Annotated in this window: 17 protein-coding genes; 2 read left to right on the top strand and 15 right to left on the bottom strand. The window is 35.1% G+C overall.

The genetic code is table 11. The annotated features are described in order from the left end of the window. From NFR27_RS09940 to NFR27_RS09900, 9 genes are all read right to left on the bottom strand, one after another. A partial coding sequence (locus NFR27_RS09940; RefSeq protein WP_251454974.1) for a GTP-binding protein occupies positions 1-185 on the bottom strand: 185 nt, incomplete at its 3' end. A 270-nt stretch (positions 186-455) separates the two neighbouring features. Next, positions 456-863 (bottom strand): DUF2335 domain-containing protein, encoded by a 408-nt coding sequence (locus NFR27_RS09935; RefSeq protein ID WP_162100447.1) that lies wholly within the window; start codon positions 861-863, stop codon positions 456-458. Continuing rightward, a complete protein-coding gene (locus NFR27_RS09930) occupies positions 850-1,074 on the bottom strand; it encodes a hypothetical protein (RefSeq protein ID WP_162100446.1) in 225 nt (74 codons plus the stop codon). The genes NFR27_RS09935 and NFR27_RS09930 overlap by 14 nt, the downstream gene beginning before the upstream one ends. A gap of 81 nt (positions 1,075-1,155) precedes the next feature. Continuing rightward, positions 1,156-1,707 carry a hypothetical protein gene (locus tag NFR27_RS09925; protein ID WP_251455323.1) on the bottom strand — a complete coding sequence of 184 codons (552 nt, stop codon included), beginning with the start codon at positions 1,705-1,707 and terminating at the stop codon, positions 1,156-1,158. 69 nt (positions 1,708-1,776) lie between these two features. Beyond that, the gene (locus tag NFR27_RS09920) at positions 1,777-2,643 is read right to left on the bottom strand and encodes a Rha family transcriptional regulator (protein WP_251455320.1); all 867 of its coding nucleotides are present in this window, start codon (positions 2,641-2,643) and stop codon (positions 1,777-1,779) included. A 360-nt stretch (positions 2,644-3,003) separates the two neighbouring features. After that, a complete protein-coding gene (locus tag NFR27_RS09915; protein ID WP_115310029.1) occupies positions 3,004-3,516 on the bottom strand; it encodes an N-acetylmuramoyl-L-alanine amidase family protein in 513 nt (170 codons plus the stop codon). Between the two features lie 327 nt (positions 3,517-3,843). Next, entirely contained in the window at positions 3,844-4,374 is a 531-nt protein-coding gene (locus NFR27_RS09910) for a phage holin family protein (protein ID WP_251455317.1), read from the bottom strand. Beyond that, positions 4,374-4,520 carry a hypothetical protein gene (locus NFR27_RS09905; protein WP_251455314.1) on the bottom strand — a complete coding sequence of 49 codons (147 nt, stop codon included), beginning with the start codon at positions 4,518-4,520 and terminating at the stop codon, positions 4,374-4,376. The genes NFR27_RS09910 and NFR27_RS09905 overlap by 1 nt, the downstream gene beginning before the upstream one ends. Before the next feature lie 2 nt (positions 4,521-4,522). Beyond that, the gene (locus NFR27_RS09900; RefSeq protein WP_251455312.1) at positions 4,523-4,951 is read right to left on the bottom strand and encodes a hypothetical protein; all 429 of its coding nucleotides are present in this window, start codon (positions 4,949-4,951) and stop codon (positions 4,523-4,525) included. A gap of 43 nt (positions 4,952-4,994) precedes the next feature. On the opposite strand from NFR27_RS09900, the gene NFR27_RS09895 reads away from it, so the two are divergent. Further along, positions 4,995-6,008, top strand: coding sequence for a tyrosine-type recombinase/integrase (locus NFR27_RS09895; RefSeq protein ID WP_251455309.1), 1,014 nt, complete (start codon positions 4,995-4,997; stop codon positions 6,006-6,008). A 153-nt stretch (positions 6,009-6,161) separates the two neighbouring features. Next, positions 6,162-6,362, top strand: a complete 201-nt coding sequence (locus NFR27_RS09890; RefSeq protein ID WP_251455307.1) for a gp53-like domain-containing protein — start codon at positions 6,162-6,164, stop codon at positions 6,360-6,362. Between the two features lie 2 nt (positions 6,363-6,364). On the opposite strand, the gene NFR27_RS09885 is transcribed toward NFR27_RS09890, so the two are convergent. From NFR27_RS09885 to NFR27_RS09860, 6 genes are read right to left on the bottom strand one after another with little or no spacing between them, the layout of a single operon-like run. Continuing rightward, on the bottom strand, positions 6,365-7,861 hold the full coding sequence (locus tag NFR27_RS09885) for a pyocin knob domain-containing protein (RefSeq protein WP_251455304.1): 1,497 nt from the start codon (positions 7,859-7,861) through the stop codon (positions 6,365-6,367). Positions 7,862-7,876: 15 nt separating this feature from the next. Beyond that, positions 7,877-8,518, bottom strand: a complete 642-nt coding sequence (locus tag NFR27_RS09880) for a putative phage tail protein (protein WP_251455301.1) — start codon at positions 8,516-8,518, stop codon at positions 7,877-7,879. Next, the gene (locus NFR27_RS09875; protein ID WP_251455298.1) at positions 8,511-9,530 is read right to left on the bottom strand and encodes a baseplate J/gp47 family protein; all 1,020 of its coding nucleotides are present in this window, start codon (positions 9,528-9,530) and stop codon (positions 8,511-8,513) included. Before NFR27_RS09875 ends, NFR27_RS09880 begins: the two co-directional genes overlap by 8 nt. Positions 9,531-9,552: 22 nt before the next feature. Next, entirely contained in the window at positions 9,553-9,978 is a 426-nt protein-coding gene (locus NFR27_RS09870; protein ID WP_251455295.1) for a DUF2634 domain-containing protein, read from the bottom strand. Then, on the bottom strand, positions 9,975-10,409 hold the full coding sequence (locus NFR27_RS09865; protein WP_251455286.1) for a DUF2577 family protein: 435 nt from the start codon (positions 10,407-10,409) through the stop codon (positions 9,975-9,977). Before NFR27_RS09865 ends, NFR27_RS09870 begins: the two co-directional genes overlap by 4 nt. Beyond that, a complete protein-coding gene (locus tag NFR27_RS09860; RefSeq protein ID WP_251455284.1) occupies positions 10,409-11,392 on the bottom strand; it encodes an XkdQ/YqbQ family protein in 984 nt (327 codons plus the stop codon). Before NFR27_RS09860 ends, NFR27_RS09865 begins: the two co-directional genes overlap by 1 nt.

The following is an 11,392-nucleotide window of genomic DNA, read 5'->3' as shown; positions in this document are numbered from 1 at the left end:
GTAATACCACGTTCACGTTCTTCTGGAGCTTTGTCGATCATGCTGTAATCTTGGAAATCTGCTTTCCCTTCTTCAGCCAATACTTTAGTGATTGCTGCAGTAAGAGTAGTTTTACCATGGTCAACGTGACCAATTGTACCAATGTTAACATGTGGTTTAGTACGTTCAAATTTTGCTTTTGCCATTGAAGTAATGAGCCTCCTTCACAAAAATAAAAACCTATATACGCTCATTATACTCCGTAACGATTTTGTTTGTCTACTTTTTTATAAAAATGAGTAATATTGCGTATTGGCCATCTTTTATATCTTGATTTAAAGTCTATAAAAAAGATTAATTTCTGTGTATTTTTTGACGTGTTTTTGCCGTCAAAGCAAAACAGCTGTCACTCCTTTAATTTTGTAGAACATTTTAATCACTAAAAAGCACCCACTATTGTGAGTGCTTTCATTATTCTAATTTTCTCTTTTCAAAAACGCAGTTATCACAGAAACTAACGCTGTAATAATACCTGCGCCTGCTATCCAAAACCAACCTGAAACTAAAGACCATATTACAATAGCAAATAAAACACCACCAAATACTGTAGCAATAATTTGACCTCGACTAGCCATATCCAGCTCTTTTTGTCGAGTCATTCTTTCCATTTCTCGCACATGCTCAGAATTAGCTTGAAATTCATCTAAAATCATTTTAGCTGCACCAGGACATATATCATCATAACCTCGCATAATATTAGGCGGTGGCAAAGGTCCTTTATACGTAGCCGATATCACTTCACGAATAGCTGTTTTTACCTCAGGTTTTTCTTCTACTTCAACAGAGTTATGGTTTTCATTCTTCTCAAGCTTATCTTCTTCCATGAATTATCCCTAATCTTCCCCCTACCCTATCAACTGCAGAATACATACTATTTCCTGTCATTTCCCAAGCCTTTTCAACTATGTCGGCAGAACTATGACTAATGGGTGATTTATAATGAATTGTAGGGTATAAAGAAATCATAGATACTCCGCATAAAAATAAATTTGCCCAAAAAGAATATTTATTTTTTCTTACTCCTTTTTCCTTCATAAAAGCACCTCCTATCTGTATTCCAATTATACCTTAAAAATATATTATCATCAACTTTCATTTGTCATTTGCTGAAATTTCTTACCATTCAGCAACTGTATATAAAGCAGTTGCACCTTTAATCTTGCCATCTGACTTAAAATGTGCCATGCCCTCAAAGCGCCCTGCCTGATAGCCAACAGTAGCATATGATTTATCGTCAATCACCGTTATCCCTACTTTAATCTTGTGTGCCTTATTAAGATTGATTTTATAAACATCAACCTTTTGTTGCACTGTGTTAGGTGTAACTACAGTGCGGTCACTTTTAGCTGTAACTGCCACGGGCAATGACTCGCTTTTATTATTAATTGCCTGCTGTGTTTGTTTAGTTGCAGTCATAACATCGGGCGCTTGTACATAATAACTTACTACAGGCTCCTTTACATGTTGTATCTCACGATGGATTTGCACGGCTGTTGATGTCGGTACATTAATAGCTTTAGACAAAGTCTGCGAGTCTTGTAGAGTATTAGTAGTAACTATTTGAGCTTGTTGTTTATCTGTCTGTAATTTATAACCGACTGCTAATACAAGTAAAGCAACAACTATAGCTGCACCTATTATATATAATAACCTTTTATTATTAGCCATTATGTCACCTCTTTTTATTCTTCATATAAGTAGAATAAAAAGACGCCCCTAAGAGCGCCTTTTATTGATTTAAATTATTTTATTAATACCAAACATATCACTTGACGATGAATATAATAATTTTAATATATTCTCACCATATCGTTCATGATCTCTTTTAGTTCTTCTAATATCAATTAATTCATCCAACAATACATCAACAGCAATTAGTTTTCTTTTAAGCTCATTTATCTTTGCTATTATTTTTTCGCTTCGAATAGAAATTAATTCGTCCGTATCTAATGCCAATGCTTCTTGTTTATCAGCAACTATTAAATCTCTATACGGTTTAAAATAATCTCCAAAACTTTTCTGTAATTCTTTAGTCCATAAATCTAATTTTTTGACTAAAATTATTGCGGAATAAGACGGTATCAATGTCATGGATGATGTTACACAATTTTTTAAATTATTAAGTTCTTTATACTTTCTTAAATCTTTTCCCGTCAATATCCAATATTCAAGGTTAAATTTTTTCAAGAACCAATTAACATTACCTTGGGGAACACCTGTTATTTGCCAAAAATCCCTGGTAGTCATTACTTTCTCTTTGCCCCATTTTGTATGACGTAAGGTAATATTAGAAGGTGTATTATTTAATTCTTCTTCCATTTCATGAAAACGATTAATGTATGTGGCGGTAAATATAGCTCCCTTTTTGCCAGTCATCTTATGAGCTAAAAATTCACAGCCCTTCTTGGTGATTTGGTAACATTTTAAAGTTCGCCCAATCTTATCTTTGTAGGTGCTTTCTTGCCAAAAGTCATTGAGGGGAATTTTACCCTCAATAAGATAATCACCATAACGCCTAATATCTTTTAATAAATCATTGTGAGATTTATTAATCATACTAGCAACTTCACGACTGTCTAAAGTTAAAATTTCTGTTAAGTTCATAGTATTCACTCCTTGTTCAAAAGGGTTTCCAACTATGATATAATATTTCATAGAAGGAAACTTCTGCATAAAACACTTACTTTTATCTTTGCGGGATGGGGTAAGTGTTTTTTTTATTTATCGGAAGATAGTACTAAATCAATTCCTCTTCGTATAACCTCTGTACGAGATATAGAGTGTTTATTAGCAAATTCAACTAATTTATCATTAGTGTCTTTATCCACTCTGACTTTAATGTCTATACTTTTAGGATTATCTGACTTAGGTCTCCCTATTTTCGGACTCATTATATCACCTCACTTTATGCGTTCCGATAAATCAATTATATTTTACGGAACACAAAAAGTCAAGAGGATTTATTCATGCAATCCAATAATCGGTAATACCTCGTGCAATTGCTCGTACAATCTTATCTAATTGTTGCTCTAGCAATGCTAAATCATCCATATTGTCTATAAATGCCATCTCAACGAGTACAGCCACCGCATCAGTGTTATTTAATACATATAAATCACCAGTTTTGCAACCACGATCTATTGTAGGCACACTACGTATAATTTGCGATTGGATAAAGCCTGCCAATCGCTGGCCGTTAAATGACTTGTAATAAGTCTCAGTGCCTCTTGCCTCAGTGTTAAACGCATTGCAGTGTAAACTTACAAATAAGTCAGCGCCCCACTCATTACTCTCAGAACAGACTAATGCTAAGCTGTCATCCTGTAGTGACCTAACTTCAAGACCTGCAGTCTGTAAATAGCCAGCTAACAGTTTACCTGCTTTAGCAACAATGTCACATTCACGGACTCCTGTTACCGGGTTGATAGCTCCACTATCATATACTCGGTCGTGGCCGGGGTTTATAAATACTTTCATAGTTTACCTCCTATTAGGGTATAAAAAAAGCACTCTAAAGAGTGCTCTATTCTAAAATATATTTTATTATATTCTTTGCATCTTTCAAACTTCGAAAGCCTAATAAATGGGCCCTTTCTTCTGAGTCTCTACACAAACTAAATATTCCATCATTTTCTCCTATAAAAAAACCCCTACGCTCAGAATAAATCTGCTCACTAGGAGAGGTAGGGGGATTGTCTTTATACATATACTATCATACTATAACTTAAAAGTAAAGTTTATTTAAATATAACTTTACCTCCTTACTTCAATAAATAAGCCACCCAAATAGGGTGGCCTTTTTAATTACAATTTAACTTTGTTTTCAATTTTATCCCGTACTAGTTCCAAAAATTTTCCCATACTCTTATTTCCACCGTCTCGGAGGTTTTCTAGGATACTTAAAAATTCGGACGACCCGAGATACAACCACACAAGGTTAACTGCAAATCCATTTTTATTAGCCATCCAGTCAAATAAAAAAGCAGCTGCTGTAGCTGCTACATAAGTGAGGACTTTTTTTACAAAGCCTTTGCGCATATATTCACTTCGAATTAAATTAAGGTCAAATGCCGTGGGGATTGCTCTATACTTTTCCCACACAGCAATTTTATCTGGTTCATATCCGTATTCATCGACTAACATTTTAAAGGCTACACTAGCCCATTTAGTCAATAAATCAATTCCAACAAGCAAGATAAATATGCCTAACACTTGCACGTGTTTAAGACCTATTAACCAAATCCCCACTGCCGCTACTACAGACAACGCACTTTTAACCCACCATGCAGTAATTAGTGATTCCCACATTTCCTGCGCATATTGTAAATAGACCATTAATCATTCTCCTTTTCTGCTTCAATTTCCGCATCACAGTCAGCAATAGCGTCAAGATATACATTGTAAACACAACCATCATCAGGGCAATGACCATCTTCCTTTAATTCCTGTGCACAATATTCACAGTATCTTACTTCATTCATTTTTATACCTCCTTAATTTTACTAATCATGGTTGCATTATTTGCTTGATATTGGTCCCGTAGTTTTGCAGCTAACTTATCATCACCTTGTAAAAGCGCAGTCATCATACGTTCTTGCAAGGCTGCATTAGCTGCATCAGTTTCAGCTTTAATTTCCTGTATTTTGGCTTTCCGCTTTTCAGCTTCAGTTGGTATGTACGGAGTAGGCGTAACAGGAGCTTCACCGCCCCATACATACTTTTCATCTGCTAGTTTAGCTTGTATGCTGCCATCTTCATCCCGTAAATAAATTTTCTCTGGATAATCCTTTTTAGCAAGCGCTTCTAACTCTTCCCAGGTTCCCCCATGGACCCCTAGCCAATATGAGGTAACTTTAACACTTTCACCATTTTTATCAGGCTGTTCTAATACGATAAGATATTGATTGTCCATGCTATCATTCCTTTCTATGTTTAAAAATGGAGGTATTAAAATTATGAAACTACCAAACAACTACGGTCAAATCTGTAAATTATCTGGCCAACGCAGAAGACCATACATGGTCAGAAAAACTATAGGTTATGAAAATAACGGCCGTGCCATTTACCACATAATCGGCTACTACAAGACTAAAACTGATGCATTAACTGCTTTAGCTCAATTTAATCAATCTACTGATATACCAACACCTACAATTACACTTGCCAAAATATATAAAATTTGGTTTGCAAGCCACTCTAAGCAAGTTAGCCAATCAACCGCTAACAGCTATGTAAATAGCCTAAAACACATTGGAGCACTTGCAACAATCCCTATTAAAAAGATTAAGCATCAAGATTTACAAAATATCTTGGACAATATGTCCTCTAACGGCCTCTCATACGCAAGTCTCAAAAAGGTTAGATCATTAATACATCAACTTTATAAGTTTGCAATAATTAACGAATGGACTGACCGTAATTTAGGCGCTTACTTAGTTATTGGCAAAAATATCCCCGTTCGACCTCATAAGCCATTTACTCGACGCATTGTAAATAAACTATGGCAATCCAATCATCCTGATAAATGGTTTGTCCTCACATTACTATATAGTGGTATGCGCTCTGCAGAATTTTGCTCCCATTTAAGTAAAAATGTTAATCGTAAACAAAAATATTTTAATATCACAAAGTCTAAAACTAAATCTGGCATACGAGTTATCCCGATACACGATAAAATATGGCCATATATTGAAAAAACGATTACTAGTGGAAACAAGTATTTACTCGGTGAAAAACCTATGACTTATGCTCAATTTGCTCGTCGATTTAACGCTGTCATGAAATCAATTGGTGCTAACCACACTACTCATGACTGCCGACACACATTTGCTACCTGGTTAGATGATGCTGGAGCCAATTACAATGTTAAGCGTAGATTACTAGGGCACTCAGCAAACAATGTTACCGATGGAGTTTACACGCATAAGGCCTTGCCACAACTCCGAAAAGCCATCAAATTACTTAAATAATGTTTGGTTTACGTCGAGTATTATCCTACTATTAATTAACTACTAAGCCTTTCCACATCTGCATTAATAAATGCTTGATATTTGTTTATTATCAGTCTATTCTCACAGTTATAATGCCTCTTTTCTCACCTTTTAGTTATCCAAGGTGGATTTATGGCACAAGAAAATGTAAATATTACATTGCCAATCAGTTTTTTGCACAACCAATTTACGGCTGTGGCAGTCCATTATAGTAATAGTAATAATCCAGTTGCAATTAGTGTAAATAATATCTCTAAAACGACTATACATATTGCCAGCCAATTAACTGGTATATCGCACGCTTGCTATATCGCAATTGGGCGCGATAGTTAAATTTAATTACCAATCGCTAACCAGCCAAACGCACCGAGTACATTCGATGACGTAATAGCCCTAAATTTATCTAAATTAGATGTTGACATATCACTTGAAATAGATAGATTAGCGGTACTAGTGACACCGCTTGTAGCATTTGTGTCCCAGACAATAACAGCAAGTAATTTATTCGTAAAATTGATTGGATATGATTTGTCTACATAGCTTACATTTTGCGGCATATCGGCACTTCCACCTTGGATAATTAATCCCCCAAAAAGCCTGCCGAAGCAGATGCTCCAAGCGTTTGGATTATCAAAATTGTATTTAACACCTAAACTAGCTAACGTTTGTTTTCCAATTGCATTTATAACTGCCTGCATAAATTGAACATCGGTTAACATTGCTAATAATTCATTTTGGACAAATTCAGCACTCGCAGCTTCTTTTGTCTTAGTACCAACCGCTAACGTAGGTACTATGACTTTTTTAAGAAAAGTTGTGTCACCTGAAATCGTTCCACCCAATAAAGGTAAATATGCCATTGCAATATCATTTAATAGTTCTTTAATTCTATTGACAGAATAGCTTGCCGTCCAACTCCCCCAAGCCCCTGCATATCTAGTACGCGAAATAGAGGTTAAACCATTATTATTGCCGCTTTGTGTATAAAACTGAGATATTGCTCCACTACTTGCTTCAACAACCACTAAAGTCCCTGTCGTAGCAATTGGCACATCTGTTAATGTTTTTCCCGGCGCATTAGCCCCATTGTGCGCTGCTGCTGAAATCTTATAAATTCCAGGCGTTGTAAAATAATTCCAGTCTTGAGCTGTAGTTATATCTCTGCTCAAATTACCAATATACTTATTATCAACTGCTTGTGTCACAAGACCTTTTGTATTAACAGTTATTCCGTTGTATGTGCCAGATTTTAAGCTTTTCATATCAGCCAACTTTGCTACTGTTACACTACCATCAGGATGATCTAATACATTATTGTCCGTATGAGTTGCTAGCGTTTCTCGAACTTCTTTTTCTAGCACTTCTCTAGTTACATATGCTAAACTACCTAACTTAATCGTAAAATTATCAGTGTTCCCTACACGGAAAGAAGCTTTCAAAATTCTTTCGCTAATAGGCGTACTATTATCATATATCCACGATGCTCTAGTCCCAGCATAAGCATAAGCGTATAACTGTTCTGGACCACCATCTACACTAGCTAAAATACCAATTTCACGATGCCAAAAACCTTCTGTTAAATTTTTATTATCAAAGGTAAACGTAACTTCATACTGTCCATTTTCTAACACATTAAATTCTGCAATAGGTATACGCATAACTTCATGCTTAACACTAGTTAATGTTTCATAATCAACATTATCCTCTAATAATCCATCCCCCAACACTATATTTTCTATATCTACCTTTTGCCCCTTTAAAGACTGGGCAATAATTATTTTCCCTAAATTAGTAATTTTTACACCAGAAAACTGGCCTGTATTAACTGCCATATTATTCTCCTTCTTCTAATTATCTGAAACTATATTAATAGTTGTACAATCACTAATAACCCCTGAAGCATATATACTTGTTTCCTCTAATACAGGCTCCCGATACCCTTTATCTGCTTCTATGGTAATGACCTCACAAGTGCTAATTACTCCACCCGCGATTATTTCATTCTCAGCCTGTAAATACGCTTTATAAATCCAACCAATATGTGCAGGAATATATGTATTAAGGTCTGAAACGAGCGCATCCCAATCTGTTATTTTTCCATCTGGAAGCATAATGTCCAACGCATCATCATTAGGATGCTCAATCACATATCCGCTTTCGTCAGCTACATATTGATTTATTAATCGATTTAAAAATACAGCATTAACAACGTCTTCATTATTAAGCCTAATTAAAATTGCCTGCCTACGTAATTCAATATTATCGGTCTTTTTTTCTATACCTAAAAAGGCCTCCCAATCTGAGAGGCCCCAAGTGGCTGTACTAACATAAAATTGTTTTACTACATCAATTAATTTTAAGCGTTGTTGTTCATGTTCCCATGATAATGTATCTTGAATTCGTTTGAACGCAAAATCTGTTGCTAAAAACTTAGGCAAATATCTAAGCACATTTACCGGTTCAACTCGCAATAAGTTAAAATCAGTCATTAATCACCACCACCTTAGTTATTTTAGGTAATTCATCCTGATTCAATATAATTTTACTAGCAGATATTGAATTAGTAGTATCAACTAGTTCGATATCTGTATAATCAGAAACTCCTGTCTCTTTATTGTCTAAGATAATATGCCCTACCTGAGCAGTGCTCAATGACTCTCCATTAAACAACTCGGTGGATAGAAATGATTTAATCGCTTTTTTAACACCATCTTCGTCCAATGTTCCTATCACACCATGAATACGAATTTCGATTGGTTTAGTTGAAGGTGCCACTATCGTAACGTCTGCGGTAGCTGGTCTTTGTGAATCAATATAATCTCTAACTTGATTAAGTAAAGAATCAGATGCAGGCTCATGATTTGCATCCATAATAACAACCTTTACCGTTCCTCTACCTTTCCATAATTTTCTAACAGTAACTGCGCCAACCCCTGGAACACTCATCGCCCACAACTTATAATGATTTTCGTTGCCTGATGTAATAGCATTCCTATACTTAAAAAGAACTCGTTGCTTTAATTCCTCATCGAGTTCTTCGTCAAATCCATCATAAGTAGCCGCATTATTAGTTACACTCATAATACCTGGAATAGATAAAGAAATAACTGTAATTAATCCCTCTTTAACATTGCCTTCTATTCCTGGTTTAGTCGCTTCGATTGGTATATCAGCACTATTTTTTACAGCACAGAATTCTGTAGTCCTAAATTGTATACCATCTACTGTTGCAAATAAACTACCGGCAGGTACATCTCCATTGCCAGTTACTGTTACATATCCTTTTGCAGCCACTGCCAGTTTACGTTCAACCCCTAAGCCGCTAGCTGCATAAGTCAAATAATCTCCCCATGACGTTAGAATAAACGCTGCTTTATAAGCCTGCTCTATCTCGACTTCAGTCTTGCTGAACTCGATAGAGTTAGAAGCAAATACATCGTATTCAAAAGTGCCTTCTATTTTACTAACTGGTAGTTGAGAATAATCCTGTAGTTCCTTCAAAATGATGGCCTGGTCTCTAGCATTATACATTTACATTCACCTCTCCATATACTGTTGTTAAATAAATTTCAGCTAATACAGTATCCTCTTTAGTAGTAAAATCTACAGAGTCAATGCTAATGATATATGGATTTACCATTAAACATTCAACTATTACACGTTTTAATTCTAAATAACGCTCCTTAACCTGCATTACTTTACCTATAAAAGGCTTTACTTCTATACCATATTGCCAAGAATAAGCTAAATATTGATATCTTTCTGTTTGTAAGGCTTTATAAATCCAAACTTTCAATGCTTCATTTTCTACAACAGTCTTACGCCTGCCGTTGCTATCATATTTAAATGTATTTGTATCAAAATCCCAAGCAAATTCTGTGAAAACAGGCAACTTTTTTGCTTCCTCTTTAGCATTCGCCCCTGTTACAAAGGGATAATTATCACTCATGTTAATCTAACCACCTCATCTTCAATAATATAAAGTTGGTCTTCTTGTCCAGAAGGATCATAAACAGGAGTTACACTCACCCTATCGCCTGGTTTCAATGTATCCGTGTAAATAATATTATCAGTATAAGGGTTATTAATTTCATGAGTATGACTAGCAAACTCAGCATAACCACCGCCTCCAGCTCTAGGTTGAGTTTCAGATTTTATAATCCCTTTAGCTGTGCGCTCATAACCAATTAACAAATATTTACTAATGTACACATCTTCTTTAGTCAAAATAATATCGTTAAGTTGCACTTGAATATTCGGTGGAGGTGCCAGAATAATTCCTATCATAGTTTGCCTTGGTCGGGCATCAAGTGCTATACCATTAACCATATCTACTAGCTTTGAAGCAGATTGTGCTGCTGTTGGTATTTGTTCTGCCATTATTCCACCTTCTTATCCTCTACTTTTTCTTCATTCATCAGATTTTCAAATTCTATTTCTACTTTCATTGTATGATTGCCATCAATAAATAAGTGATGGTCTGATTTAATCCAAAATTGTCCTGTCAAATTAACTATACTGTCACTAATTTTAATTGAATATGATGATTTAACCGCATAATCACCCAAAAGCTCTAATACACCTGTTTGTTCAGGCCCTTTTAACATAGCTTTAACAGCTTCTTGAGTGTTAACTTTTGGATTTGTTTTATAAACATCCTGAATTTGAGAATATTTTTTTATATCATCGACATTTTGCTGATAACCTATTAAATTACCTTGTTCATCTGTAATCCTAATAGAATTAACCATATTTTCTATGCTTTCACGATATGTACTATCGTTAGTATTCACATATTGATTAGCTTCAAAAGTTTCTATGCGACTCCCCTTTTCAATAATTTCAAGCAGATCTCCTGTCATTATCGGTTGATATTTTTTATTAGTAGTTTTTGACAATTGAGTATATGCCATCATGATTATCTGATATCCTGTTTTTTCTGAGGCAATAAAGCTCAACTTCTTATCGGATATTGGCAGTTTCCCAACTTTTACGCCTAATTCAGCACAAACACTTCTGACAATGTCTTCAGCTAATACATTTACAAACTTTTTAGTAGTTTTAGATTTACACAAAATAAATAAATTGTCATAACAACGTATAGTAATCAAAGAACCTTCTGTATTTCGTTCTACAGAGTAAATATTACCTTGAAACTGCAAGATTCCACTTTCGTCATAGCCATATATTGTTTGACCACATGATAAAGAATGGACAGGAAGTAAAGCATCCCGCCCATCTTGTACATATGAAAATTCCAGAACTCGTGCCACTTGAATGCGAGAGCCACTCCAATTAATTTTTTCAACTACATTAGACATATCAACATCAGTACCATCATTAGTTTTGTACTTAATGATCAT

This window comes from Veillonella intestinalis, assembly GCF_943192895.1.
Lineage (GTDB): Bacteria > Bacillota > Negativicutes > Veillonellales > Veillonellaceae > Veillonella_A > Veillonella_A intestinalis.
Note: the sequence above shows the minus strand (reverse complement) of the source record. Positions and strands in the feature narration are given on the sequence as shown.

What these genes read in the sequence shown, in the direction of transcription:
- NFR27_RS09935 (WP_162100447.1), bottom strand. Translation starts at nt 863, where the DNA reads ATGGAAGAAGATAAGCTTGAGAAGAATGAAAACCATAACTCTGTTGAA.
- NFR27_RS09930 (WP_162100446.1), bottom strand. Translation starts at nt 1,074, where the DNA reads ATGAAGGAAAAAGGAGTAAGAAAAAATAAATATTCTTTTTGGGCAAAT.
- NFR27_RS09925 (WP_251455323.1), bottom strand. Translation starts at nt 1,707, where the DNA reads ATGGCTAATAATAAAAGGTTATTATATATAATAGGTGCAGCTATAGTT.
- NFR27_RS09920 (WP_251455320.1), bottom strand. Translation starts at nt 2,643, where the DNA reads ATGAACTTAACAGAAATTTTAACTTTAGACAGTCGTGAAGTTGCTAGT.
- NFR27_RS09915 (WP_115310029.1), bottom strand. Translation starts at nt 3,516, where the DNA reads ATGAAAGTATTTATAAACCCCGGCCACGACCGAGTATATGATAGTGGA.
- NFR27_RS09910 (WP_251455317.1), bottom strand. Translation starts at nt 4,374, where the DNA reads ATGGTCTATTTACAATATGCGCAGGAAATGTGGGAATCACTAATTACT.
- NFR27_RS09905 (WP_251455314.1), bottom strand. Translation starts at nt 4,520, where the DNA reads ATGAATGAAGTAAGATACTGTGAATATTGTGCACAGGAATTAAAGGAA.
- NFR27_RS09900 (WP_251455312.1), bottom strand. Translation starts at nt 4,951, where the DNA reads ATGGACAATCAATATCTTATCGTATTAGAACAGCCTGATAAAAATGGT.
- NFR27_RS09895 (WP_251455309.1), top strand. Translation starts at nt 4,995, where the DNA reads ATGAAACTACCAAACAACTACGGTCAAATCTGTAAATTATCTGGCCAA.
- NFR27_RS09890 (WP_251455307.1), top strand. Translation starts at nt 6,162, where the DNA reads ATGGCACAAGAAAATGTAAATATTACATTGCCAATCAGTTTTTTGCAC.
- NFR27_RS09885 (WP_251455304.1), bottom strand. Translation starts at nt 7,861, where the DNA reads ATGGCAGTTAATACAGGCCAGTTTTCTGGTGTAAAAATTACTAATTTA.
- NFR27_RS09880 (WP_251455301.1), bottom strand. Translation starts at nt 8,518, where the DNA reads ATGACTGATTTTAACTTATTGCGAGTTGAACCGGTAAATGTGCTTAGA.
- NFR27_RS09870 (WP_251455295.1), bottom strand. Translation starts at nt 9,978, where the DNA reads ATGAGTGATAATTATCCCTTTGTAACAGGGGCGAATGCTAAAGAGGAA.
- NFR27_RS09865 (WP_251455286.1), bottom strand. Translation starts at nt 10,409, where the DNA reads ATGGCAGAACAAATACCAACAGCAGCACAATCTGCTTCAAAGCTAGTA.
- NFR27_RS09860 (WP_251455284.1), bottom strand. Translation starts at nt 11,392, where the DNA reads ATGATCATTAAGTACAAAACTAATGATGGTACTGATGTTGATATGTCT.